This window comes from Streptomyces sp. NPDC002156, from assembly GCF_053593675.1.
In genome coordinates, this window is record NZ_JBSFDA010000033.1 from 16,029 (window position 1) to 41,653 (window position 25,625).

The 25,625-nt window shown below is 70.0% G+C and carries 21 protein-coding genes and 1 tRNA gene; 7 read left to right on the forward strand and 15 right to left on the reverse strand.

What is annotated here, in order from left to right; translation table 11 throughout:
* Window positions 1-32: 32 nt before the first annotated feature.
* The 10 genes from ACWCRB_RS16305 to ACWCRB_RS16350 form a co-directional block, all read right to left on the reverse strand.
* Window positions 33-683 (reverse strand): helix-turn-helix domain-containing protein, encoded by a 651-nt coding sequence (locus tag ACWCRB_RS16305; RefSeq protein ID WP_450996681.1) that lies wholly within the window; start codon window positions 681-683, stop codon window positions 33-35.
* 9 nt (window positions 684-692) lie between these two features.
* Window positions 693-1,778 carry an FAD-dependent oxidoreductase gene (locus tag ACWCRB_RS16310; protein ID WP_450996682.1) on the reverse strand — a complete coding sequence of 362 codons (1,086 nt, stop codon included), beginning with the start codon at window positions 1,776-1,778 and terminating at the stop codon, window positions 693-695.
* On the reverse strand, window positions 1,775-3,094 hold the full coding sequence (locus ACWCRB_RS16315; RefSeq protein WP_450996683.1) for an FMN-binding glutamate synthase family protein: 1,320 nt from the start codon (window positions 3,092-3,094) through the stop codon (window positions 1,775-1,777). The genes ACWCRB_RS16310 and ACWCRB_RS16315 overlap by 4 nt, the downstream gene beginning before the upstream one ends.
* Window positions 3,095-3,189: 95 nt before the next feature.
* On the reverse strand, window positions 3,190-3,867 hold the full coding sequence (locus ACWCRB_RS16320) for a GltB/FmdC/FwdC-like GXGXG domain-containing protein (protein WP_450996684.1): 678 nt from the start codon (window positions 3,865-3,867) through the stop codon (window positions 3,190-3,192).
* Complete coding sequence (locus ACWCRB_RS16325) at window positions 3,855-4,712, reverse strand: glutamine amidotransferase (RefSeq protein ID WP_450996685.1); 858 nt, start codon at window positions 4,710-4,712, stop codon at window positions 3,855-3,857. The genes ACWCRB_RS16320 and ACWCRB_RS16325 overlap by 13 nt, the downstream gene beginning before the upstream one ends.
* A 58-nt stretch (window positions 4,713-4,770) precedes the next feature.
* Window positions 4,771-6,105 (reverse strand): type III glutamate--ammonia ligase, encoded by a 1,335-nt coding sequence (gene glnT / locus ACWCRB_RS16330; protein ID WP_450996686.1) that lies wholly within the window; start codon window positions 6,103-6,105, stop codon window positions 4,771-4,773.
* A gap of 101 nt (window positions 6,106-6,206) precedes the next feature.
* Entirely contained in the window at window positions 6,207-6,884 is a 678-nt protein-coding gene (locus tag ACWCRB_RS16335) for a GntR family transcriptional regulator (RefSeq protein ID WP_450996687.1), read from the reverse strand.
* A 10-nt stretch (window positions 6,885-6,894) separates the two neighbouring features.
* The gene (locus ACWCRB_RS16340; RefSeq protein ID WP_450996688.1) at window positions 6,895-7,416 is read right to left on the reverse strand and encodes a flavin reductase family protein; all 522 of its coding nucleotides are present in this window, start codon (window positions 7,414-7,416) and stop codon (window positions 6,895-6,897) included.
* A 26-nt stretch (window positions 7,417-7,442) separates the two neighbouring features.
* The gene (locus tag ACWCRB_RS16345; RefSeq protein WP_450996689.1) at window positions 7,443-7,868 is read right to left on the reverse strand and encodes an ester cyclase; all 426 of its coding nucleotides are present in this window, start codon (window positions 7,866-7,868) and stop codon (window positions 7,443-7,445) included.
* Window positions 7,855-9,408 carry a BCCT family transporter gene (locus ACWCRB_RS16350; protein WP_450996690.1) on the reverse strand — a complete coding sequence of 518 codons (1,554 nt, stop codon included), beginning with the start codon at window positions 9,406-9,408 and terminating at the stop codon, window positions 7,855-7,857. The genes ACWCRB_RS16345 and ACWCRB_RS16350 overlap by 14 nt, the downstream gene beginning before the upstream one ends.
* A 208-nt stretch (window positions 9,409-9,616) precedes the next feature.
* Between ACWCRB_RS16350 and ACWCRB_RS16355 the strand changes: the two genes are divergently transcribed.
* The 7 genes from ACWCRB_RS16355 to ACWCRB_RS16385 all read left to right on the forward strand — a co-directional run bounded on the left by ACWCRB_RS16355 (window position 9,617) and on the right by ACWCRB_RS16385 (window position 15,703).
* Window positions 9,617-10,222, forward strand: coding sequence for an amino acid synthesis family protein (locus tag ACWCRB_RS16355; protein ID WP_450996691.1), 606 nt, complete (start codon window positions 9,617-9,619; stop codon window positions 10,220-10,222).
* Complete coding sequence (locus ACWCRB_RS16360; RefSeq protein WP_450996692.1) at window positions 10,219-10,770, forward strand: amino acid synthesis family protein; 552 nt, start codon at window positions 10,219-10,221, stop codon at window positions 10,768-10,770. Before ACWCRB_RS16355 ends, ACWCRB_RS16360 begins: the two co-directional genes overlap by 4 nt.
* Window positions 10,771-10,781: 11 nt before the next feature.
* Entirely contained in the window at window positions 10,782-11,513 is a 732-nt protein-coding gene (locus tag ACWCRB_RS16365) for an alpha/beta fold hydrolase (RefSeq protein ID WP_450996693.1), read from the forward strand.
* A complete protein-coding gene (locus ACWCRB_RS16370; RefSeq protein WP_450996694.1) occupies window positions 11,506-13,005 on the forward strand; it encodes an aldehyde dehydrogenase in 1,500 nt (499 codons plus the stop codon). Before ACWCRB_RS16365 ends, ACWCRB_RS16370 begins: the two co-directional genes overlap by 8 nt.
* A 47-nt stretch (window positions 13,006-13,052) precedes the next feature.
* Window positions 13,053-14,096 (forward strand): LLM class flavin-dependent oxidoreductase, encoded by a 1,044-nt coding sequence (locus ACWCRB_RS16375; protein WP_450996695.1) that lies wholly within the window; start codon window positions 13,053-13,055, stop codon window positions 14,094-14,096.
* 51 nt (window positions 14,097-14,147) lie between these two features.
* Complete coding sequence (locus ACWCRB_RS16380; RefSeq protein ID WP_450996696.1) at window positions 14,148-14,861, forward strand: hypothetical protein; 714 nt, start codon at window positions 14,148-14,150, stop codon at window positions 14,859-14,861.
* A 713-nt stretch (window positions 14,862-15,574) separates the two neighbouring features.
* On the forward strand, window positions 15,575-15,703 hold the full coding sequence (locus ACWCRB_RS16385) for a hypothetical protein (RefSeq protein ID WP_450996697.1): 129 nt from the start codon (window positions 15,575-15,577) through the stop codon (window positions 15,701-15,703).
* 171 nt (window positions 15,704-15,874) lie between these two features.
* Here ACWCRB_RS16385 and ACWCRB_RS16390 read toward each other — a convergent pair.
* The 5 genes from ACWCRB_RS16390 to topA form a co-directional block, all read right to left on the reverse strand.
* Window positions 15,875-15,948, reverse strand: a tRNA-Thr gene (locus ACWCRB_RS16390).
* A 130-nt stretch (window positions 15,949-16,078) separates the two neighbouring features.
* Window positions 16,079-17,614 carry an alpha/beta hydrolase gene (locus ACWCRB_RS16395; protein WP_450996698.1) on the reverse strand — a complete coding sequence of 512 codons (1,536 nt, stop codon included), beginning with the start codon at window positions 17,612-17,614 and terminating at the stop codon, window positions 16,079-16,081.
* 137 nt (window positions 17,615-17,751) lie between these two features.
* Complete coding sequence (locus tag ACWCRB_RS16400; RefSeq protein WP_450996699.1) at window positions 17,752-18,957, reverse strand: DNA polymerase III subunit delta'; 1,206 nt, start codon at window positions 18,955-18,957, stop codon at window positions 17,752-17,754.
* 248 nt (window positions 18,958-19,205) lie between these two features.
* Window positions 19,206-22,550 (reverse strand): dTMP kinase, encoded by a 3,345-nt coding sequence (gene tmk, locus ACWCRB_RS16405; protein WP_450996700.1) that lies wholly within the window; start codon window positions 22,548-22,550, stop codon window positions 19,206-19,208.
* A gap of 125 nt (window positions 22,551-22,675) precedes the next feature.
* On the reverse strand, window positions 22,676-25,537 hold the full coding sequence (topA, locus tag ACWCRB_RS16410) for a type I DNA topoisomerase (RefSeq protein WP_450996701.1): 2,862 nt from the start codon (window positions 25,535-25,537) through the stop codon (window positions 22,676-22,678).
* Window positions 25,538-25,625 lie beyond the last annotated feature (88 nt).

Here is a 25,625-nt window from a genome sequence, read left to right on the forward strand (position 1 = left end):
GGCCCGGTTTCGGTGTTGCTCAAGGCCCGGTCTCAGTGCTGCGGGCTGTCGCCGAAGGCCGTCACCGTCAGGAAGCGGATCGGGAGTTCGAGCAGCCGTTCGGGGCCGTGCGGGGCCTCGCCGTCGAACTGGAGGGCGTCGCCGGGGCGCAGGGTGTAGCTGGACTTGCCGTGGCCGTAGGCCATGACGCCCTCCAGCATGTAGATGATCTCGGTGCCGGCGTGCTGGAAGAGGGGGAAGACCTCGCTCTGTTCGGTCAGCGTGACGAGCAGGGCGTCCATCCGCTTGTGGGTGCCCCGGAGCGAGCCGAGCTGGGCGTACTCGTGGCCGACCTTCGTCCCCCGCCGCACGATCCGCGCGCCGTGTCCCGCCGGGACGAAGACGGCCTCGCGCTCGTCGTCCATGCCCCGGAACAGGGCGGTCACCGGGACGTCGAGTCCGCGCGCGAGCCGGGAGAGCGTGGTGAGGCTGCACGCGGTCTGGGCGTTCTCGATCTTCGACAGCATGGCCTTGGAGATACCGACCCGCTGCGCCATCTCCCCGACCGACAGCCCGGCCGCCTGCCGGTACTCACGGGCCCGGACGGCGATGATCCGCTCCAGCGCCTTGTCGTCGGAGGCATCAGAGGCTTCGGAGCCGTCGGCGTCTTCTGGATGGTCGGGGTGGTCGGGGTGGTCGGTCATCGGCGCATACTAACCGGCGCGTTTCAGCCGGAAGCGGGGGTGGGGCTCGGTGCGGCCGGTGGCGAGGTCGGCGGCCATCGCGCCGATGAGCGGGGCGAACTTGGCGCCGTGGCCGGAGCACGGCGAGACGACGACCAGCGGCCCGTGCCGGTCCAGGACGAAGTCCTCGTCGGGGGTGGTGGTGTAGAGACAGGTCGTCTCGGCCACCGGTTCGGGGACGAGGCCGGGCAGCCGCTCCCGGACGAAGTCGCTCACCCGCGCCCGCGACGACGGATCGACGACTCCGCTGCGGGTACGGGCGGTGGTGACGGTCCCCCGGTCGTGCTCGGCGACCTTGACCGCGGGCAGCGGCCCGCCGTCGGCACCGGACGGCAGCCCGAACACCTGCATGGCCTCGTCCTTGTGCACCAGGATCGGCCACCGCACGCCCCGCTCCCGCTGCGGAAAGTGAAAGACCTGCTGCTGGGTGACGCGCAACGGCGGTAGAGGGACGGGCAGTTGGAGATCGGGCAGCCATGCACCAGCGGCGACGACGACCGTGTCGGCAACGAGTTCCCGCCTGTCGTCCGTGTGCAGACGAACCCTCTCCCCGACCTCGACTCGCTCGACCCGTACGCCGATCAGCGCGTCGGCGCCATGCTCGACAGCCCGCCGCACACACGCCGCGACGGTCTGGTCGGCGTCGACGACACCGGCGTCCGGGTGGTACAGCGCCGGGCCTTCGAAGCGGATGTACGGCCAGCGCTCGGCGGCGGCTTCGGCGTCGAGGAGTTCGTACGGGACTCCGGCGGCGCCCAGTACGGCGGCCAGCCCCTCCGGGTCGCGCCCCTCCCCCAGGTCGAGCCCACCGGTCGTACGCAGCAAGGGAGTTGAACTGTCCTGCTCCAGCTCGCGCCAGTGCTCGTACGCCTGCCCGGTCAGCCCGACGTAGAGGGGGTCGGCGTACGCCCGCCGGAAGATCCGGGAGGTGCCGTGCGAACTGCCGTGCCGGTGGCCGATGTCGTACGCCTCGATGAGGGTGACCTCGTGCCCCTGCCGGGCCAGTTGCCAGGCGGTGGCCGCCCCCATGAGCCCGGCGCCGAGGACGGCGATCACAGGCCTGCTCCGGGGATCCAGTTGGTGCCGGCGAGCGGGATACGGGCCATGGCGGCGGACTCGATGGTGAGCGCGACCAGGTCCTCGGGCTCCAGGTGGAGGACGTGGGACTTGCCGCAGGCGCGGGCGAGGGTCTGCGCCTCCATGGTCATCACGCGCAGGAAGTTGGCGAGGCGGCGACCGGCGTCGACGGGGTCGAGGCGGGCGGCGAGTTGCTCGTCCTGGGTGGAGATGCCGGCGGGGTCGCGGCCGTCCTGGTAGTCGTCGAAGTAGCCCGCGGCGGAGCCGAGTTCGCGGTACTCGGCGTCGTACTTCGGATGGTTGTCGCCGAGTGCGATGAGCGCGGCCGTGCCGATGGCGACCGCGTCCGCACCCAGGGCGAGTGCCTTGGCCATGTCGGCGCCCGAGCGGATACCGCCGGACACGACCAGCTGGACCTCGCGGTGGACGCCCAACTCCTGGAGTGCCTGGACGGCTTGGGGCAGCGCGGCGAGGGTGGGGATACCGACGTGCTCGATGAAGACGTCCTGGGTGGCGGCGGTACCGCCCTGCATCCCGTCGACGACCACGACATCGGCTCCGGCATGCACGGCCAGCTTCACGTCGTAGTACGTCCGGGTCGCGCCGACTTTCACATAGATCGGCTTCTCCCAGTCGGTGGTCTCGCGCAGTTCGAGGATCTTGATGGCGAGGTCGTCGGGGCCGGTCCAGTCGGGGTGCCGACAGGCGCTGCGCTGGTCGATCCCGACGGGCAACGTCCGCATACCGGCGACCCGTTCGGTGATCTTCTGCCCGAGCAGCATGCCCCCACCACCGGGCTTGGCCCCCTGCCCGAGGACGACCTCGATGGCGTCGGCGGCCCGCAGGTCGTCGGGATTCATGCCGTACCGGGACGGCAGATACTGATAGACGAGGTGCTTCGAGTGCCCCCGCTCCTCGGGGGTCATCCCCCCGTCCCCGGTGGTGGTGGAGGTACCCACCTCGCTGGCACCGCGCCCGAGGGCCTCCTTGGCCTGCGCGGAGAGGGCCCCGAAGCTCATACCGGCGATGGTGACGGGGGTGGAGAGGCGGAGAGGGTTCTTGGCATGCCGGGTCCCGAGAACGACGTCGGTGTCGCAACGCTCCCGGTAACCCTCAAGGGGATAGCGGGACATGGAGGCCCCGAGCAGCAACAGGTCGTCAAAATGCGGGAGTCGGCGCTTCGCGCCCCAGCCCCGGATGTCGTAGATCCCGGTCTCGGCGGCACGCTGGATGGCATGGATGGTGGCGCGGTCGAAGGTAGCGGACTCACGCAGACCACGGGATGCGGCTTCCAAGGGTTCAGCTCCTCTGAATAGGGGGCGAGTTGTCGCCCTTAGGGGCGCGGGGAACTGCGCGACCAGCCCCCACCGGCCGTCAGCCGATAACATCGCTAATACGACGAAGAATTATCAACCTTGAAGTGATAAAGCGCCCTGGCAGACCCATACCGCCGAAAATCCCCAGGATCCTCGTCCCGCTCAGCCGCCTTGAGCAACTCCCCCAGCTCCGAAAGATGTTCGGGCCGCATCTCCTTCTCGACACAGTCCGCCCCAAGTGATTTCACCGTCCCCCGGACATAAATCCGAGCCTCATACAGCGAATCCCCCAGCGCCTCCCCCGCATCCCCACAAACAACCAACCGCCCCGCCTGCCCCATGAACGCACTCATATGCCCGACATCACCCCCCACCACGATGTCCACCCCCTTCATGGAGATCCCACACCGAGCAGAAGCGTCCCCCTCGACAACCAGCAGCCCCCCATGCGCCGTGGCCCCGGCCGACTGCGACGCATTCCCCCGCACCCGAACCACCCCGGACATCATGTTCTCGGCAACCCCCGTACCCGCATTGCCATGAACAGTGACCGTCGCCCGCTGATTCATACCGGCGCAGTAATAGCCGACGTGCCCTTCGACATCGACGGTGAGTTCCTCCCGTATACCGCACGCGACGGCGTGCGCCCCGCGCGGATTCACCACCCGCCAGACATCCACGCCGCCGGGCGAATGCAACGCCTGGTTCAACTCCCGCACCGGGGACTCCGCCAGGTCGATCAACGTCGCCATACGTACACCTCTTCCGGCTCGGGTTCGAAGATGCGGGCGTTCTCGATGCCTGGGAGGACATCGAGGGCCCGGTACTCGGACGCCATGGCCACCCACGCGTCGGTCTCGGCGACGAGCGCCGGCTTGCAGGCGATGGCGTCACGGACGACCGCGAAGGAGTCACCGGTGGACACCAGCAACGTGTAGAAACCGTCGAACCGCTCGCACAACAACCGCAGCGCCTTCTCGAGATCGGCGCCCTGTTCCAGCTGATGGGCGACGAACCGCGCACCCACCTCGGAGTCGTTCTCGCTGTCGAACTCGACGCCCTGGGCGCGCAGTTGACGCCGGATGGTGGCGTGGTTGGCGAAGGAGCCGTTGTGCACGAGGCACTGTCCGGGGCCGACGGAGAACGGATGCGCACCCTCGGGCGTCACGGCCGACTCGGTGGCCATACGGGTGTGGCCGACGCCCTGCCAGCCGGTGACGCCGGCGAGCCCGAAGGCGTCCGCCAACTGCACCGGATTTCCCGTGCCCTTGAGCACGGCGAATCCCTCGCCGGAGCCGATGACCCGGGCGCCGGGAAGCGCGGCGGCGACCGAGGAGACGTCCGCGTGGACCACGGTCGTGGCGTCGGCATCGTAGGCCTGTACGCCCGGCAGCACGGCCTCCACCTCGGTCTTCGAGGTGCCCAGCAGCGACACGACGGTCCGTCCCGGCGGGGACAGTCGCGGGTCGCCGTAGACCGCGACGCCCGCCGAGTCGGGGCCGCGTTCGACGACCTGGCCGAGCATCGCGGCCAGCAGTTCACCGAGCCGGGGTTCGAGTGCGGGCTCCCGCAGATGGAGCCCGACGATTCCGCACATCTCAAGTCCCTTCAGAAGGCGGCCAAAAGACGGAAGTCGATCAGAAGGCGGAGGACGGTCAGAAGGCAGTCAGATAACGGTCCAGCTCCCAGGGCCCGACCGTCGCGTGCCACTCGAAGAACTCCTCGCGCTTGAGATCGGCGAAGTACCGGCTCACCCCGGCCCCGACCGCGTCCAGCGCACCGCTGATCACCTCGTCCGCCTGGAGCGCCTCGACGGCGTGCAGCAGGGTCGGCGGGAGTTCCGGGCCCTTGCCGGCCGCGCCGGGCTCACCCGGGTCGAGGCCGCGTTCGATGCCGTCGAGGCCTGCGGCGAGGGCGGCGGCAGCAGCCAGATACGGATTCGCGGCGCCGTCTCCGCCGCGCAGTTCGACGCGGTTGCCGTCGGGGACGCGCACGAAGTGGGTGCGGTCGTTGCCGCCGTACCCGGCGACGCGCGGTGACCAGGTGGCGCCCGAGCGGGTGTTGACCGCGCCGGTGCGCTTGTAGGAGTTGACGGTCGGCGCGATGACGGCCTGCAACGCCCGCGCGTGCTCGACGATCCCGGCGACGAACGAGTAGGCGAGCGGGGAGAGTCCGAGGCCGCGCTCGTCGGAGGCGTCGGGGAAGGCGGGTTGGTCACCCCGCCAGAGCGACATGTGCATGTGCATGCCGGTGCCGGTGCGGTCGGTGAACGGCTTCGGCATGAACGTGGCCGTCATGCCCCGCTGTTCGGCCAGCATCGACACCAGGTACCGCATGGTGATGACCCGGTCGGCGGTGGTCAGGGCGTCGGCGTGCTTGAAGTTCTGCTCGAACTGGCCGTTGCCGTCCTCGTGGTCGTTGGCGTAGTTGCCCCAGCCGAGGGAGTTCATGGCGCTGGACACGGCGGTGAGGTGGTCGTACATCCGGGTCAACCCGCGTGCGTCGTAACAGGGTTGGGCGGCGGTGTCCCTGGAGTCGGCGACCCGCAGCACACCGTGCTCGTCCCGGTTGACGAGGAAGTACTCGACCTCGGCGCCCACGGACAGCGACAGCCCCTGGGCGGCGGCCCGCTCCAGCAGCCGGCGCAGGATGACGCGCGGGGCGTAGGGCCAGGGTTCGCCCTCCACGTACGGGTCGCAGTGGACGAGGGCGAGGCCGGGCTTGACGAAGGGGACGGGGGTGTACGAGGACGCGTCGGGGCGGGCGATGACATCGGGGTCGCTGGGCTGCTGGCCGAGCGCACCGGCCGCGTACCCGGCGAACCCGACGCCCTCGTCACGGAGTTCCTCGACGGCCTGGGCCGGGACGAGCTTGGCGCACGGTTTGCCGGTCAGATCGACGAAGACGGCGAGGACGAACTCGATGCCGTCGGCGCGGACCAGTTCGGCGAGATCGGGGAGTTCGGCGGGATCGGGGGCTGCGGTCACCATGGGCCCCTCCTTAGGGTGTCCACTGTGGTGAATCGTTGTTGCATATCAGTAGACACGTAGGGCGTTACGGAGAGATTTCCGCCGTGGAAGCTCCCCGTAAGTCAGGAGGTGTGCGAACCGCCTACGGGCAGCCCCGCCAGCAACGCCCTCCTGCTGGCCCTGACGTGCTCGCGCATCACCTGCTCGGCGGTGTCCCCGTCCTTCTCCAGGATCAGCTCCACGACGACATGGTGTTCGCGGTCCGACTGCAGGGCGCGGCCCGGCCGGCTCAGCGAGGTGTGCACGAGCCGCGAGTAGTAGGCGAGTTGGTTCATCAGCATGCGGTAGTGGGCTTCCAGCTTGCTGTTGTCGGCGCCGGTGATGAGCAGGTCGTGGAACTCCTGGACCAGCTCGGCGTACCGCTCCCGGTCGTCCCGGGCCACCGCTTCGTCGGCCTCGCGCAGATTGCGTTCGAGCAGGTCGATCTCCGTGACGCGGCCACGCCGGGCGAGGAGACGGGCGGCGGCGCCCTCGATGAGTTCCTTCATCTCGAAGAGTTCGGTGATCTCGCGGCGGGAGGGGGTGGAGACGAACGTCCCGACGCGGGGCCGGATCTCGACCAGCCCCTCGGTCTGCAACTGCTTGAGGGCTTCGCGCACCGGCGTACGGCTGACGCCGAACTCCTCCGCGAGGGCGAGTTCCGAGAGCGGGGCGCCGGGCTCGATGTCTCCCTTGATGATCCGCCGGCGCATGTCGGCGATCACCCTGGCCTGCATCGACCCGTTCTTCGGCTCGTTCACCGAACCCTCCTCATTCCAGCGGCGCCAGCGCGCCGCCGTCGAAGAACTTACCCGCGCTGTAGACCATCGGATGGTTGTCGGCGACCGCCGCGTGCACCACCCGGCAGATGAACACGGTGTGGGTGCTGGCCTGCAGCCGCTCGCGGATCTCGACCTCCATCCGCGCGCTGCTCCGGGCGATCAGCGGGCTGCCGTACGGGCCCCTCTCCCACTCCACCTCCCGGAACTTGTCGTCGGACTTGCCCGCGAACACGCCGACGACGTCGAGCTGGTCCGTGGAGAGGATGTTGATCGCGAGGTGGTCGGCCCGGAAGAGGCAGTCGTGGGTGGTGGACGTGCGCTGGACGCACACCATCACGGTGGCGGGGTCGAGCGAGATGCTGGAGAACGCGTTGACGGCGAGCCCTCTGGGGGTCTCCCCGTCCATCGCGGTCACGACCGTGACACCGGTGACGAACTGCCGGTTGACCTGCTTCATCACGTCGAGGTCGGGCTTGGCGGCGAGCGGGGCCATGTCTGTGCTCCTGGTCATCGTGATCGTCGTTCCTCTCCCGCCGGTCAGTCCTGTCCCACCCGGATGACGCCCAGCGCCGAGAGCAGCGCTCTGGGATCCCAGGTCACGTGCTCCTCGACGATCAGGTCCCCCTCGAAGCGGGCGAAGGTGGCGCCGCCGACCTCGACGTACCGCCTGGTGGGAGGGACGCCGAGGAACGAGTTGGTCTGGGTGCCGCCGCTGTGCCAGCGGATGGCGGCCCGGTCGCCCTCGACCACGATGTCGTCGACGGTCGTGACCAGGTCCGGGAAGGCCGCCCGGGTCGAGACGATCGTGGCCTTGAGGGCGTTCAGGTCCTGCGGGCGCGGATCGCCGCCGTGGCGGAGGTACGCCGGGCTCAGCAGCGCGTCGAGGGCGTCGACGTCACCCTGGCCCCAGGCCGCTTCCCACGCCTTCTCGATGAGCCCTCGCCGCACGTCAGACCGCGACATCGGCCTTCTCCTTTCCGTCCTCCGCCGCCGGTGCCACTCCCGCCCGCGCCGCGTGTCTGTCCGCGCGCAGCTCCGTCCAGAAGGACACCGCCAGCCCGGCGATGATCACGAGGAACGGCAGGGACGTCACGATGACGGTGTTCTGCAGGGCGTTGAGTCCGCCGGCGAGCATGAGGACGACGGCGGTGACACCGGTGAGGACGCCCCAGAGGACGAGGACCGGGCGACGCGGGGTGAGCGAGCCGTCCGAGGTCATCATCGACAGGACGTAGGTGTTGGCATCGGCGCCGGAGACGAAGAACATCACGACCAGGATGATCGCGACCACCGAGGTCACGTCGGCGAGCGGGAAGTGGTCGAGGGTCGCGAAGAACGCGCTGTTGATGTCGGCCGCGGTCTGCTTGGCGATGTCGCCGCCCTCGAACATGTCGACGTGGATCGCCGTACCGCCGAAGACCGTGAACCAGGTGAAGAAGACGACGCTGGGGACGACCAGGACGCCCATGATGAAGCCGCGGATGGTCCGGCCCCGGGAGATTCGGGCCAGGAAGACGCCGACGAAGGCGCCCCAGGAGACCCACCACGCCATCATGAAGTAGGTCCACCACTGCATCCATTCGAGCCCGCCGAAGGCCGTGCCCTGGAGGCTCATCCGGAAGAAGTCGGTGGCCCACTGGCCGACGGACTCGATGTACAGGTTCGCGATGAACACGGTCGGCCCGACGACCAGCATGAAGACGAAGAGCCCGATCGCCAGCAGGGTGCTGCCCTGGCTCAGGAACTTGATGCCCTTGCTGACCCCGGTCACCGCCGAGAGCGTGAAGATCGAGGTGACGACGGCGATGATGAGCACCTGGCTCACGTTGTTGACCGGCATCCCCCACAGCCTGCCCAGGCCGTTGTTGACCTGGAGGGCGCCGAGGCCGAGCGAGGTCGTGGTGCCGAAGAGGGTCGCGAAGACGGCGAGTACGTCGATCGCCTTGCCGATCGGCCCGTTCACCCGGTCCCCGAGCAGCGGCACGAACAGCTGGCTCACGAGCGTGCGGCGGCCCTTGCGGTGGGTCGAGTACGCGATGGCCAGACCGAACACGGCGAAGATCGCCCAGGCCTGCAGACCCCAGTCGAAGTAGGAGTACTGGAGGGCGCGCACGGCTGCCGCCGGGGTGTTCGGCTCGGCGAGACCGTGCGGCGGCGACGCCAGGTGGGAGATCGGTTCGGCGACCCCGTACGACACCAGTCCGATGCCCATGACCGCGCTGAGGATCATGGCGAACCAGGTGAGGGTCGAGAACTCGGGGCGGTCGTCGTCCTTGCCCAGGCGGAGGTCGCCGGCGGGGCTGAAGGCCAGGAACACCAGGAAGATCAGGATGGCGAGCGTGATCACCAGGTAGGACCAGCCGAAGGTGGCCGTCACCCAGTTCAGCGAGCTGTTGGTGACCTTGTTCAGGTTGTCGGTGAAGAGCACCGCCCAGGCCACGAAGACCGCGGAGATCCCGATCGAGGTCCAGAAGACGGAGCCGGTTCGAAGGTGACTGGACATGAAACTCCTTAGAGTCCGCAGAGCCTGTCCCCCGCTCTGGCATGCAAGAAGCAGTAAGGCACGGCACCCCGGGAGCGTCAAGGCGTCAGCCACACGCGATCCGGTTAACTTTGTGTATCGCGAATAACCACAGTTCAAAGCCGTATTACCACCTCATCTCAAGCTGTCCCTTGACCGACCCAAGAAACGAGACCTATCGTCCTGTGGCATGCAAGAGTGCATTGGTCTTCGTAAGCTCGTGGTCTATCGGGACGTCGTCCTGACCGAGGCGGGTGAGGCACCCGCGCGGCCGGTACGAAGAGCCAGCGCCACAGCGGTCGTACGGAACCCGTGGCTGGGCACCGGCCCCTCTGCCGACCTCTCCGTGGAGCAGGCTCGCGTGGGCCCGGTCCTCGCCAGGCTGCTCACCGACCGGCTGATCGCCTCCCTGGGCGACGTGGACGAGATCGAGGCGTTCGGCAAGGCCGCCATCGTCGGTTCGGCGGGCGAGATCGAGCACGCCGGTGCCCTCATCCACACGCCGTACTTCGGCAATCTGGTACGGGAGTTCCTGGCCGGAGAGTCGATCATCTGCTTCGCCGACACCCGGGCCGAGGCGGGCGAGACGCTGGTCGTCCCGCTCTGGCACAAGACCCGGGCCTCGACGCGCAGCCACTACCAGACCATCAGCGCCCGAGTGTCCGACGCCCCGCGCCCGGACGAGATCGTCGTGATCGCGGCGGCGTCGACGGGGCCGCGCCCGCATCCTCGTATCGGGGACCGTACGACCGACCCCGTCGTCACCGCCGAAACCCTGGAGGTTGTTCCCTCATGAGCGTTCGCAAGATCGTGACCGTGGTCGAGGAGATCCGTACCGAGGGCGGTCGCGGGCTCGTCCGCCCCGCCCGGATCGCCGTCGTGGCGGCGGTGATCCAGAACCCCTGGGCAGGTCAGGGCTTCGTCGAGGACCTCGCCCCCGGTATCGAGGCGCACGCCTCCGACCTGGGCGCGCTGCTGGCCCCGGCGGTCCTCGACGCGCTGGAGGCCCCCGCCGAGGCGTACGGCAAGGCGGCGATCGTCGGTCTCGACGGCGAGATCGAGCACGGCTCGGCGCTGATCCACACGCTGAGGTTCGGCGACCACTTCCGCAAGGCCGCCAACGCCACCACCCTGCTGCCGGCGGTCGAGAAGCGCGGGCCCGCCGGTGTGCTCTTCGACATCCCGCTGAAGCACATCACCGACGCCACGATCCGCTCGCACCACCAGAGCATCGAGGTCAGGCTGAGCGACGCCCCCCACCCGGACGAGATCGTCATCGCGCTGGCCGCGGCTGCCCAGGGGCGCCCGCAGCAGCGTCTGGCGCCGCTCTCGACCGAGCAGTAGGAAGCGCGGCGATGAGCAGGCCGACCGTGGTGCTGCTGCACGGCGTCGGGCTCGACCACACCATGTGGGAGCCGACGGCCGCGCTCCTGGCCGACCGTTTCACCGTGCTCACCCCCGACCTGCCGGGCCACGGCACCCGCCCGCCGGTGCGCGACGGGGTGACCCTCGCCGAACTGGCCGCCGGGGTGGCCGACGGGATCCCGGCGGGCTCGCACCTGGTCGGTTTCTCGCTGGGCGCCCTGGTCGCCCAGCACCTGGCCCTGCACCGCCCGGAGCTGACGGCTACGCTGACCTCGGTGAGTTCGGTGTGCGCCCGCACGGCGGAGGAGCGGGCGTCCGTGTTCGACCGCCTCCACACCGCCGAAGCCGACTTCACGGCGAGCACGGCGGCCTCCCTGAAGCGCTGGTACGACGGCACGGGCGTCGCCCCCGATCGGATCGCCCGCACCGAGGCCACCCTGCTCGCGAACGACCTCGCGTCCTTCCTCGCCTGCTACCGCGTGTTCGCCACGGCGGACGCAGACCTCGCGCCGGACCTGGCCGCCATCGACGTACGGGCGCTGGCGGTGACGGGCGAGAACGACCCCGGGTCCACCCCCGGGATGACGTACCGGCTCGCGGCGGCCCTGCCCGACTGCCGGGCGGAGATCATCCCCGGGGCGCGGCACATGCTGCCGGTCGAGCGCCCGGAGGCGTTCGTCGACTCCCTCACCACTTTCATCGGAGAGTGCGCACATGTCTGACCTCACCGGCCTCACCACATGGCGGCACTTCATCGGCGGGGCATGGACCGAGCCCGCGTCGGGCGAGTACTTCGAGAGCGCCAACCCGGCCACCCGCGAGGTCCTCTACCGGGCCGCGCGAGGCAACGCGGCCGACATCGACAAGGCGGTGACCGCCGCCCGAAAGGCCTTCGAGGACCCCCGCTGGCGCGACCTCAGCCAGACCCGGCGCGGACATCTGCTGCGCCGCCTGGGCGACCTGATCGCCGAGAACGCCGAGGACCTGGCCCGTATGGAGACGCTGGACAACGGCAAGCTCCTGCGCGAGATGCGCGGCCAGCTGACGACGCTCCCCGAGTACTACCACTACTACGCGGGCCTGGCCGACAAGATCCACGGCGAGTACATCCCCACCTCGGACCGCCAGGTGCTCAACTACACGGCCCGCGAACCCCTGGGCGTGGTCGGCGCGATCACCCCCTGGAACTCCCCCCTCACCCTGACCAGCAGCAAGCTGGCGCCCGCGCTCTGCGCGGGCAACACGGTCGTGATCAAACCCTCGGAACACACCTCGGCGACGGTCCTGAGGCTCGCCGAACTGGCACTCGAAGCCGGCTTCCCGCCGGGCGCGGTGAACGTCGTCACCGGTTTCGGCGCGGAGGCCGGACAGGCCCTGGTCGACCACCGCGACCTGGCGAAGATCTCCTTCACCGGCAGTACGGCGACGGGCGCCCGTATCGCCGCGGCCACCGCGAGCCGCTTCATCGGCTCGACGCTCGAACTCGGCGGCAAGTCGCCCAACATCGTCTTCGAGGACGCGAACATCCCGAACGCGGCGATGGGTGTGGTGGCGGGCATCTTCGCCGCGGCAGGCCAGACCTGTATCGCGGGCAGCCGGGTCTTCGCGCACAGATCGGTCTACGACGAACTCCTCGACCGGGTCTCGGAACGCGCCCGGACGATCGTCATCGGCGACCCCCTCGACGAGAAGACCGAGCTGGGCCCGCTGGCCTTCGAGGACCAGCGCGACAAGGTCGCCGGATACGTCGACCTCGGCTGCGAGGAGGGCGCCCGGATCCTGACCGGCGGCCGGGCCACGGACGGCGGCGGCCTGGGCGGTTGGTTCTACGAGCCGACGGTCCTCGTGGACGTCGACAACGACATGCGCGTCGTACGGGAGGAGATCTTCGGCCCGGTCCTGGCGGTCATGCCGTTCGACACCGAGGAGGAGGCCGTACGACTGGCCAACGACACCGAGTACGGGCTCGCGGCCGGCGTCTGGACGACGAACCTCTCCCGGGCGCACCGGCTGGCGGCGCGCCTGGACGCCGGAACGGTCTGGGTCAACACGTACCGGGCCATGTCCCCGATGTCCCCGCGCCAGGGCTTCAAGAGCAGCGGTGTCGGCGTGGAGCACGGCACGGAGACGATCAGGGAGTACACGCGGCTGAAGAGCGTCTGGATCAACACGAGCGAGGAGCCGGTGGCGGACCCGTTCACGATGCGGAGCTGAGCCGGAATGCGACTGGTCGACAGAACAGCAGCGAAGGAGCAGTAGCCATGAGGTTTTCGTTGTTCGTGCACATGGAGCGCTGGGACGAGGAGGTCAGTCACCGGCAGCTCTTCGAGAACCTCTCCGAGCTGGCCCTGATGGCCGAGGCGGGCGGGTTCGGCACGGTGTGGATCGGTGAGCACCACTCGATGGAGTACACGATCTCCCCGAGCCCGATGCCGCTGCTCGCCCACCTCGCCGCGAAGACCTCGACGATCCGTCTCGGGGCCGGGACGGTCATCGCCCCGTTCTGGCACCCGCTCCGGGTCGCCGGTGAGTGCGCGCTGCTCGACGTCATCAGCGACGGCCGGATGGAGGTCGGACTGGCCCGGGGCGCCTACCAGTTCGAGTTCGACCGCCTGGCGGGCGGACTCCCGGCGGCGGACGGCGGCAAGCACCTGCGCGAACTCGTCCCCGCCGTCCGCGCGTTGTGGCAGGGCGACTACGCCCACGACGGCGAGATCTGGCAGTTCCCGACCTCGACGAGCGTCCCCAAGCCGATCCAGCGGCCCACCCCGCCCATGTGGATCGCGGCCCGCGACCCCGCCTCCCACGACTTCGCGGTGGCGCAGGGCTGCAACGTCATGGTCACGCCGCTGATGAAGGGCGACGAGGAAGTCGTAGACCTGAAGCGGAAGTTCGACACGGCGGTGGAGAACCACCCGGAGGTACCGCGCCCCGACCTGATGGTGCTGCGCCACACGCACGTCCACTCCCCCGACGACCCGGAGGGCTGGCGCCCGGCGGCAGAGGCGATCAACCGCTACTACCGCACGTTCGACGCATGGTTCGGCAACAAGGCGGCCCCCGTGAACGGCTTCCTGCCACCCAGCCCGGAGTCGAAGTTCGAGGACCGCCCGGAGTTCCGGCCGGAGTCCCTCCACAGAACGGCGATGATCGGCACCCCCGCCGAGGTCATCGAACGACTGCGCGCATACGACGAACTCGGCGTCGACGAGTACAGCTTCTGGATCGACAACAGCATGTCGCACGAGGAGAAGCGGGCGTCGCTGGAGCTGTTCATCAAGGAGGTCGTACCGGCCTTCCAATGAGCCGGGCCTCCAACGAACCGGACTGTCAGTGGGGCCTGCTTGGATACGGCCATGTCCGACCATGCGATCGAGGACCTGGTAGCGGACTCGATCCGCGTCCTGGACACCCACACCGAGCCGAACAACCCCCACGTCCGGGACTGGTTCGCGGCGCTGTACGCCTTCCAGGCCGGATACGACTGCTCGTTCACACACTTCCGCGTGCTGGACATCCTGCTGCGCCGCGGCCACACGTACCGCTTCCCACTCGCCCGGCACCCCGACCACGCCGAGAGATCCACCTACTTCGACTCACTGACCGAGTTCACGCAACTGCGCACCTTCGACGAGGACGCCCCCGACTTCGCCGGCTACGACTCCTGGCTCGAAGATGGCTACGTGGACCCGCCGTTCCTCTACTGCGACGCAGGCACGGCCCTGTGGCAACGCATGACGGCCGCAGGCGAACTCCACGGCCCGGACGCCACCCCACCCCGCCGCACCCCACTGATCGAGGTGGTCCACGAGATCGCAGTAGCCGCCGAGAAGGACCGAAACCATGAACTCATAGGCGAGTGGTACGCGTTCGGCTGCGAAACCCTCCTCGGCGGCCCCGCGGGCTGTCCCTACGACATCGACGAACTGGCCGAGATACCCGCCGTACGAGACCTGCGCGCGCTGGTCCGCCGCACCGAAGCCCTGCCCATCGCCCAACGGTCGCCCTACGCGATGCCGATGGAGCTCACCGACGACCAGGACCTCGAAGCGTGGTGGTGGCGCCTGTAGCGGCGAGGATTCACTGCCTCGGCTCGGGACACAACTCGGCGTACACGGGCTCGAAGTCAAAGGGGTACTGCACACAGCCGGCCCCCGCAAAGCACTGGACGGAGTGCCGACGCATCCGGGGCCCGTACCCAAGTCAAGGGCGAACACCGGGTATTCCCCTTCCCCGTCCGGCTCGGCGACGGCGAGAATCCGCCGGACGAGGACGAGGACAAGAAGAAGGACGAGGACGAGAGCGATCAGGGTAGAAAGGAGCCGACCCAGTCCGCGAACATCGCGTCTCCGAGCCGGGAAGAGAAGTAAGCGAAGGAAGCGAAGGAAGCGAAGGAAGGGAAGGAAGGGAAGGAAGTCATGTCGGACAGCTTTATGGTGGCCGCCCGCATACCGATGTCACGGGAGGGTTTCGAGGCGTGGCTGGGCACCCCCGGTGTCCGGCCTGGGCACGATAACGAACCCGGCCGACATGTTCGACGGCTGGCTCTGGAACGGCCGCCGGGCGGACACGGAATGGAATCCGTCGACGCGGAAAGGACGCCCAGAGAATACTTCGCCGAGGAGGGTCAACGAATTCAAGCCCGATCCCACCGCCGACACCGTGCTGTTCTGGGCCGAGACCGGAGCAAACCTCTGGGCCGCCGACGACACCGGCTGGCTGGCGGTCCTGTCGGTCGGCAAGAACGAGACACCTACGCCCGGTCGAGAGCCGATTCTTCGAGATGGTCGAGCGCCTGTCCGACGAGGAGGAGTCCTGGGACTGGGACTCCGACGAGGAGTCCCACACGAACACACCCCGCGACCCGGCCTTCACGGACCCTTCGGTACTGGAACAGCAGGCCCCCCGATAGAAGACTTGCTCGCCTCCTACAGGCTCTTCGTCACGACGGTAGCCGCCGACCCGCCACTGAGACCGCAACTGAGACCAGGGACCACAGAGCAGCACGCGCGCAGCGCCGCCACCGCATCCGACAAAAGCAAAAGCCCCAGGTCACGGCGAGTGAGTCCTGAGGCTTCCACAGAGCCGCCTTCGGGATTCGAACCCGAGACCTACGCATTACGAGTGCGTTGCTCTGGCCATCTGAGCTAAGGCGGCGCGCTGTCCGCACTATGGTGCGATCAGCAACGTCGGTAAGTCTACACAGTTTCCGAGGGTGCTCCGCACACCCCCCTGAGGCCTCCGAGGAGGCCTCAGCGCCGACGTCCGCCCCGATCCGGTCACCTCGCTACGAACATCGCTTCCCCTCCACCGGAGGCGTCCCCCGGAGCAGATACGCGTTGATCGTGCCGTCGATGCAGTCGCTGCCCCGACCGTACGCCGTGTGCCCGTCGCCCTCGTAGGTCAGGAGGCGGGCCGAGGAGAGTTGGCGGGCGAGGGACTGGGCCCAGGGGTACGGGGTCGCCGGGTCGCGGGTCGTGCCGACCACCACGATCGGGGCCGCGCCCTTCGCCTCGATGCGATGCGGCTCGCCCGTCGGCCGGACCGGCCAGTACGCGCAGTTCAGGGAGGCCCAGGCCATGGCCTCGCCGAAGACCGGGGACGCCTTCTCAAAGGTCGGCAGCGCATCGCGCACCTGGTCCGGGGTGGCGTACGCCGCCGGGAGGTCGAGGCAGTTCACGGCCGCGTTGGCGAACATCAGGTTCGAGTAGCGGCCGTCGGCGTCACGCTCGTAGTAGCTGTCGGCGAGGAGCAGCAGGCCCGCGCCGTCCTTGTCGCGCATCGCCGAGGTCAGCGACTCACGCAGTCGCGGCCAGTTGCTCTCGTCGTACATCGCGGCGATCACGCCGGTCGTGGCGAGGGCCTCGCCCAGCCGTCGGCCGTCCGCGTCGCCCGTCGGGATCGGCGACGCGTCGAGGCGGCGGAAGAACGCCTTCAGGTTCGTGCCGACCTCGCCCTCCTCCGTACCGAGCGGGCAGTCCGTCTGCCGTACGCAGTCCTTCGCGAACGCGTCGAACGCCGTCTCGAACCCCGCCGTCTGCCCGAGGCTCAGCCGGCTCGCGGACAGGGAGGGGTCCATCGCGCCGTCCAGGACGAGCCGGCCCACGCGCTTCGGGAAAAGACCCGCGTACGTCGCCCCGAGGAACGTCCCGTACGACGCCCCCACGTACGTCAGCCGCTCGTCGCCGAGCACCGCCCGCAGGATGTCCATGTCCCGGGCCGCCTCCACCGTGGACACATGCCGCAGCAGATCGGGCGAGCTGCTGCCGCAGCCCTCGGCGAACTCCTTGTACGCGCCGACCAGTTCATCCGCCTCCCGGGCGTTGTCGGGCGTCGCGTCCGTCTGCGTGTACGCGTCCATCTCGCGGCCGTCCAGGCACTCGACCGGCTCGCTGCGCGCCACCCCGCGCGGGTCGACCGCGACCATGTCGTAGCGCGCCCGGACCTCCGCCGGGTAGCCGATCCCCGCGTACGACTGCACGTACCCGACCGCCGAACCGCCCGGCCCGCCCGGGTTGACCAGCAGTGAGCCGAGCGACTTGCCCGGCCCCGTGGCCTTCTTGCGGGAGACGGCGAGCCTGACGTCACCCTCGGACGGAGCCGCGTAGTCGAGGGGTGCCTTCATCGTGGCGCATTGGAAACCGGGGACACCGCACGACCGCCAGCTCAGCTTCTGCGCGTAGTACGGCGCGAGCCCGGCCGGCTCCGTGTCCGCCGACGAACTCGCCGCACTCGTCGAACTCCCCGTGGAACAGGCGGAGACGAGCAGCGCGGCGACCGCGAGCAGGGTCCAGGTCTGACGAGGGATGCGCCTCATTTGCATTCACCGAGCGTAACCCTGAGGAGCCGGACAGATACTCTCCGTCCGCGATATGACTCATACGAGTTACGGCTGCCGACCAGCGGCCAGTGGCTGCCGACCATGAGCCGGTGAACCAGTGACCGTCAGCCCGCTGACCGTCAGCCAGCTCTCAGCGCCAGCGTCATCGCCTCCACCGCCAGCAGCGGTGCCACGTTGCGGTCCAGGGCCTCGCGGCATGCGGCGATCGCGTCGATGCGGCGGAGCGTCGACTCGGGTGAGCCGGCGCGGGCCAGCCGCTCCAGGGTGTCCTCGGCCTCCATGTTGGCGATCGCCAGGCGGGAGCCGAGCTGGAGGGCGAGGACGTCGCGGTAGAAGCCGGTGAGGTCGATCAGGGCGAGGTCGAGGGTGTCGCGCTGCGTACGCGTTCTCCGGCGCTTCTGCCGGTCCTCCAGCTCCTTCATCACGCCCGCCGTGCCACGCGGCATCCGGCCGCCCTGACCCGCGCCCATCGCCTGCTTCAGATCCTCCGTCTCCTTCACGTCGACGCCCTCGGCGAGCTGCTTGGCGTCCTCGGACGCCGAGTCGATCAGCTCCTGGGCCGCCTTCAGGCAACCGCCGACGTCCTCGACGCGGAGCGGCAGCTTCAGTACGGCGGCCCGGCGCTCGCGGGCCCGCGCGTCCGTCGCCAGCCGTCGGGCGCGCCCGATGTGGCCCTGGGTCGCCCGGGCGACGGTGTGCGCGACGTGCGGCTCGATGCCGTCCCGGCGGATGAGGATGTCGGCCACCGCCTCCACCGGCGGGGTGCGCAGCGTGAGGAGACGGCAGCGGGAGCGGATCGTGGGCAGTACGTCCTCGATGGACGGGGCGCACAGCAGCCACACCGTGCGCGGCGCGGGCTCCTCGACGGCCTTGAGCAGGACGTTGCCCGCGCCCTCCGTGAGGCGGTCCGCGTCCTCCAGGACGATGACCTGCCAGCGTCCGACGGCCGGTGACAGCTGGGCCCGCCGGACCAGGTCGCGGGTCTCCTTGACGCCGATGGAGAGCAGATCGGTACGGACGATCTGCACGTCGGAGTGCGTACCCACCATGCTCGTGTGGCAGCCGTCGCAGAACCCGCAGCCGGGAACTCCGCCGAGGGCCCGGTCGGGGCTCACGCACTGAAGGGCGGCGGCGAACGCTCGGGCCGCCGTGGACCGGCCCGAGCCGGGCGGGCCGGTGAAGAGCCAGGCGTGCGTCATCTTCGACGCCTCGGGCAGCGGCTCCCTCGCGGCGACGGCGGTGACCAGGGCGTCGGCATCCCGCGCGGCGGCCTCCAGCTGCGCGCTCACCTTCTCCTGACCCACCAGGTCGTCCCACACCGGCATGGGAGCACCGCCCTTCGCTCACGCCTTTACGTCACGCCATTACGTCACGCCGCCTCGGCAGGCCGTTTCCGCACGGCTCGCCCTGCGCAGTCCATTGTGCGGGCCACCACTGACAACGGGCCCCACGGGCAACAGACACGCACCCTCACCAGCAACAGGTACGAGCCCTCACCGGCAACGGGCACACGTCCTCACCAGCAACAGGCACGGTCCCTCGCCGACACCAGCCCCGTCACAGCAGTCCGGCCTCAGCGGCGCCGCCCGCCCCGCCCCCGCCCCTCGTCCCGGCCATCGTCCTCGCGCGGCCCGAGCAGCTCGTCGGCCAGCGTCGGCAGATCGTCCAGCGGAGTCTCCTCCGCCCAGTCGGAGCGGGGACGGCGACGCGGAGCGCCGTCGGCATCGACCTGGGGCAACTCCCGCGTACGGTCCTCACCGGCCCCGGACTGCCCGTCCGCCCGCTCGTCCCGGAAGAACCCGGGCGGCACCCGATCCGCGGGCCCACTGCCGCGCCGACCCGCACTGTCCTCCCGTACGGGAGGCAGCACCGCGGTCTCATCGGCCGCACCCGGCACCACGGGCGGCAGCACAGCCGTCTCGTCAGCCGCCCCCGGAGGAACCGGCGGCAACACCGCGGTCTCGTCCGCCGCACCCGGCACCACAGGAGGCAGCACAGCCGTCTCATCGGCGGCCCCCGGAGGAACCGGCCGCAGCACAGCAGTCTCGTCCGAAGCCCCAGAAGGCACCGGCGGCTTCTGCAGCTTGGCGGTCACCTCCGAATCGGAACCGCGAGACCGCCCGCCACCCGCCTCACCAGAACCAGAACCAGACCCCGAATCCGAACCCGAAGCCCCAGCCGCACCCTTGCCCGCACCGGCACCCGTGCCCGAAGCCCCACCCGAACCAGCACCAGCACCCGCACCCGCAGAACCCGAAGCAGCCTCCTCAGCCTCAGCCGCCGCCGAAGCAGCCGCGGCAGCAGCTGCAGCCGAAGCCGCCGCCTCCGCAGCCTGCCTCCGCTCCGCCTCCGCCCGAACCAGCGCCTCCTCGGCCTTCCGCTGCTTCTCCAGCCGCCGTTCCTCCGCCTCCGCGCGGAGCCTCGCCTCGTCCTCGGCCTGCTTGCGTCGGCGGTCCTCGTCGGCCTTGCGGCGGGCCTCGGCCTCGGCGCGGGCCTTCTCCTCCGCCAGCAGCCGCGCCCGCTCTTCCTCGGCGCGGCGGCGCGCGTCCTCGGCTCGCTGCCGGGCCTCCTCCGCCTGGCGTTCGGCCTCGCGGCGCTGCGCCTCCTCCAGCTCGCGGCGCTTGCGCTCCTCCTCCTCGGCGCGCAGCCGGGCCAGCGTCTCCTGACGCTCGCGCTCGACGCGCTCCTCCTCGGCCTTGCGCGCGGCCTCTTCCTCCGCCTTGCGCCTGGCCTCCTCCTCGGCTGCCTTGCGGGCCTCTTCCTGGGCCTTCACCTCGGCCTCGGAGAGGGGCAGCATCAGGTCGAGCCGGTGACGGACGACCGTCGTGACCGCTTCGGGCTCCTGGCCGGCGTCCACGACCAGATAGCGGCCCGCGTCGGCGGCGGCCAGCGTGAGGAAACCGGACCGTACGCGCTCGTGGAACTCGGCCGGCTCCGACTCCAGCCGGTCCGGTGCCTCCGTGAACCGCTCCCGCGCGGCCTCCGGGGAGACGTCCAGCAGGACGGTCAGATGCGGCACCAGTCCGTCGGTCGCCCAGCGCGAGATCCGCGCGATCTCCGTCGGGGACAGGTCCCGGCCCGCGCCCTGATACGCCACCGACGAATCGATGTACCGGTCCGAGATGACGACCGCGCCCCGCTCCAGAGCGGGCCGTACGACCGTGTCGACGTGCTCCGCGCGGTCCGCCGCGTACAGCAGCGCCTCCGCGCGGTGCGAAAGCCCGGCACTCGACACGTCCAGCAGGATCGAACGCAGTCGCTTGCCCACCGGGGTCGCCCCGGGCTCGCGCGTGACCACGACCTCGTGGCCCTTGGCCCTTATCCACTCGGCGAGCGCCGTCGCCTGCGTGGACTTGCCGGCCCCGTCCCCGCCCTCCAGGGCGATGAAGAAACCGTTCGAAGCGGGTGCCTGTACGGGGTCGTCGCCACCGCGCACCGCGTCCCGCAGGTCGTGCCGCAGCGGTACGCCGGACCGGTCGTCGACCTTGGCGAGGACCAGCGCGGCCACCGGCAGCAGCAGCGCGCCCACCAGCATCAGCGTGAACGCCGCGCCGCCGTGCGCGAACACGAACTTGCCGCTCTCCAGGCGGTGCGGGCCGATGAGCGCCGCCACCAGGGGTGCGATCAGCGCGGCCAGCGCCACGGACACCCGTACGACCGCGTGCAGATGCTCCGTCAGCCGCGTCCGCCGCTGGTCCTCGGTCTCCTGGTCGAGCAGCGTGTGCCCGGTGTTGGCGGCGACACCCGCGCCGATGCCCGCGAGGCCGACGATCAGCAGGACCGTCGTCACGTCCGGGACCAGCCCGGCGCCGAGCAGCGCGACCCCGGTGAAGGCGAGGGCCAGCGCGAGCAGCCGGCGCCGCGACAGCGACACCAGCACCTTCGGTGCCGTACGGATGCCGACGACCGTGCCGCCGGTCAGCGCGAGGACGAGCAGCCCGTACGTCACCGGGCCGCCGCCCAGGTCCTTGGCGTGCAGCACGGCCACGGAGACGGCGGCCGCGACGGCGCCTGCGACGGCCGCGCAGGCCAGGACGAGCAGCGGGATCGCGCCCGTACGCCCCGTTTCGGCGACCGTGCCTGACTTGGGGCGGCGCAGGCCTTCGAGCGGTGACCGCGCGCGCGGGGTGCGTGCGTCGGGCAGTTCCAGGGCGGTGAGCACGGACAGCGAGGCGGCGAACAGCCCGGCCGCGACGTACGACCCGAAGGCCCCCTGGTGCCGGCCGAACCACTCGATGCCCGTGCCCAGCAGGTTGTTGACCAGCCCGGCGGCGACGAGCGCGGCGCCCGCGAGGGGCAGCGCGACGAAGGTCGTACGCAGGGACAGGCGCCGCAGGGCGTCCATGTGGTCCGGCAGCGGGCGGACGGTCGCCCCCTCCGGGGGAGGCGTGGGCAGCAGCGCGGGCGCCGCGCTCTCCCGGCACACCGTCCAGAAGCGCTCGGCGACACCGCTCACGAAGGCGGTGACCAGGAGGACGGCAAGGGCGTTCTCCGGCGTCCAGTCGATCCACAGGGGCGCGATGATCAGCAGGACGGCGCGCAGCCCGTCGGCGCCGACCATGGTCCAGCGGCGGTCGAGCGGACCCTCCTGGGAGGTGAGCGACGTGAGCGGGCCGAGCAGGACCGCGCCGAAGAGCAGCGTGGCCAGAACTCGTGCCCCGAAGACGGCGGTCACGGCGAGCGCCACGCCCCGGTAGCCTCCGCCGAACGAGCCCTGAGCGATGGCCGCCTGGAGGGCGAGCACCACCAGGACCAGCAGTGCGAGCGCGTCACCGACGCCGCCCACCAGCTGGGCGCTCCACAGCCGCTTCAGCTGGGGCTGGCGCAGCAGGGCGCGGACGGCGCGTTCGCGGGAGTCCGCGACCAACGCGTCGTCGGGGGCCTTGTGGATGGCCGTTGGCTGCTCGGCTGGCGTCATGCTTTCAGCCTATCGGCAGCCACCGACAGCCCGAAGTTGCCGTCCGTACGCGCGACCGCCCCGACACCTGATGGTGTCGGGGCGGTTATTTAACGAAGCTCGCGCGCAGACGAAGTGAAGATCACTCACTCCTCGCTTGTGCCACCTGTGACCCTCGAACTCGAAGCGGTCGCCTTCTTGGCCGGAGCCTTCTTGGCGGCCGTCTTCTTCGCGGTGGTCGTCTTGGCGGCCGTCGTCTTCTTGGCGGCGGCCGTCTTCGTCGTGGCCGCCTTCTTGGCGGGGGCCTTCTTCGCCGGCGCCTTCTTCGCGGTCTTCTTGGCCGGGGACTTGGCGCGCTTCTCGGCGAGCAGCTCGTAGCCGCGCTCCGGGGTGATGTCCTCGACGCTGTCGCCGGAGCGCAGGGTCGCGTTGCTCTCCCCGTCGGTGACGTACGGCCCGAAGCGACCGTCCTTCACGACGACCGGCTTTCCGCTGACCGGGTCCGTGCCCAGCTCCTTCAGCGGCGGCTTGGCGGCGGCCCGGCCGCGCTGCTTGGGCTGGGAGTAGATCTCCAGCGCCTCGTCGAGGGTGATCGTGAAGAGCTGGTCCTCGGTCTGCAGGGACCGCGAGTCCGTGCCCTTCTTCAGGTACGGGCCGTAGCGGCCGTTCTGCGCGGTGATCTCCACGCCTTCGGCGTCCTTGCCGACGACCCGGGGCAGGGACATCAGCTTGAGCGCGTCGGCCAGGGTGACCGTGTCCAGGGTCATCGACTTGAACAGCGAGGCCGTACGCGGCTTGACGGCGTTCTTGCCGGTCTTCGGGGTGCCCTCGGGGAGCACCTCGGTGACGTACGGGCCGTAGCGGCCGTCCCTGGCGATGATCTGGTGGCCGGACTCGGGGTCGGCGCCCAGCTCGAAGTCGCCGCTCGGCTTGGCGAGCAGCTCCTCCGCCAGTTCGATCGACAGCTCGTCGGGAGCGAGGTCCTCGGGGACGTCCGCGCGCTGGTGGTTCTCGGAGTCCTTCTCGCCGCGCTCGATGTACGGGCCGTAGCGCCCGACCCGCAGCACGATGTCGTTGCCCACCGGGAACGACGACACCTCGCGGGCGTCGATCGCGCCCAGGTCGGTCACCAGCTCCTTGAGACCGCCGAGGTGGTCCCCGTCGCCGTTGCCCGCCTCGGCCGCGCCGCCGACGGCGGGAACGCCCTTGGCGCCCTCGCCGAAGTAGAAGCGCTTGAGCCACGGCACGGACTGTGCCTCGCCGCGGGCGATGCGGTCGAGGTCGTCCTCCATGCGGGCGGTGAAGTCGTAGTCGACGAGCCGCCCGAAGTGCTTCTCCAGGAGGTTGACCACGGCGAAGGACAGGAAGGACGGCACGAGGGCCGTGCCCTTCTTGAAGACATAGCCGCGGTCGAGGATCGTGCCGATGATCGACGCGTACGTCGACGGGCGGCCGATCTCGCGCTCTTCCAGCTCCTTGACCAGCGACGCCTCGGTGTAGCGGGCCGGGGGCTTGGTGGCGTGCCCGTCGACCGTGAGCTCCTCGGCGGACAGGGCGTCGCCCTCGTTCACCTGGGGCAGACGCTTCTCGCGGTCGTCCAGCTCGGCGTTCGGGTCGTCGGCGCCTTCGACGTACGCCTTCAGGAAGCCGTGGAAGGTGATCGTCTTGCCGGAGGCGCTGAACTCGGCGTCCCGGCCGTCGGCGGCGGTGCCCGCGATCTTGACGGTGACCGAGTTGCCGACCGCGTCCTTCATCTGGGAGGCGACGGTGCGCTTCCAGATCAGCTCGTAGAGCCGGAACTGGTCGCCGGTCAGGCCGGTCTCGGCAGGCGTGCGGAAACGATCACCCGACGGGCGGATCGCCTCGTGCGCCTCCTGCGCGTTCTTGACCTTCCCGGCGTACGTCCGCGGGGACGAGGGCAGGTAGTCGGCGCCGTAGAGCTGGGTGACCTGGGCACGGGCGGCGGAGATCGCCGTGTCCGACAGGGTCGTGGAGTCCGTACGCATATAGGTGATGAAGCCGTTCTCGTACAGCTTCTGCGCCACCTGCATGGTCGCCTTCGCACCGAAGCCGAGCTTGCGGCTGGCCTCCTGCTGGAGCGTCGTCGTACGGAACGGGGCGTACGGCGAGCGGCGGTACGGCTTCGACTCGACCGAGCGGACGGCGAAGCCGGTGTTCTCCAGGGCGGCGGCGAGGGCGCGGGCGTTCGCCTCGTCGAGGTGGAGGGTGTTCGCGCTCTTGAGTTGTCCCAGGGAGTCGAAGTCGCGGCCCTGCGCGACCCGCCTGCCGTCGACGGCTGTGAGGCGGGCGACCAGCGACGACGGGTCCGACGAGTCCCCCGCGCGGCCGGTCGCGAAGGTCCCCGTCAGGTCCCAGTACTCAGCAGAACGGAAAGCGATGCGCTCGCGTTCCCGTTCCACCACAAGTCGTGTGGCGACCGACTGGACACGGCCCGCCGACAGTTTCGGCATGACCTTCTTCCAGAGGACCGGCGAGACCTCGTAGCCGTAGAGGCGGTCGAGGATGCGGCGGGTCTCCTGGGCGTCGACCAGCTTCTGGTTCAGCTCGCGCGGGTTGGCGACGGCGGCCTGGATCGCGGCCTTGGTGATCTCGTGGAAGACCATCCGCTTGACCGGGACCTTGGGCTTCAGGACTTCCTGGAGGTGCCACGCGATGGCCTCGCCCTCGCGGTCCTCATCGGTGGCGAGGAAGAGTTCGTCGGAGTCCTTCAGCAGGTCCTTGAGCTTCTTGACCTGGGCCCGCTTGTCCGCGTTGACCACGTAGATCGGCTGGAAGTCGTGTTCGACGTCCACACCGAGGCGGCGCACCTCGCCGGTGTACTGCTCGGGCACCTCGGCGGCGCCGTTGGGGAGGTCGCGGATGTGCCCGACGCTCGCTTCGACGACGTATCCGGGGCCGAGATAGCCCTTGATCGTCTTCGCCTTGGCAGGCGACTCGACGATGACGAGTCGGCGGCCGCCGTGTGCGGTCTCGCTGGTCGGGGACAACTTCGCTCTTCTCTCCGGTCGACACTGGGGTCTCCCCCGGCTGCCGTGCTCCCGGGGTCGGGTCATGCTGACGCTGCGGAGTGTGACG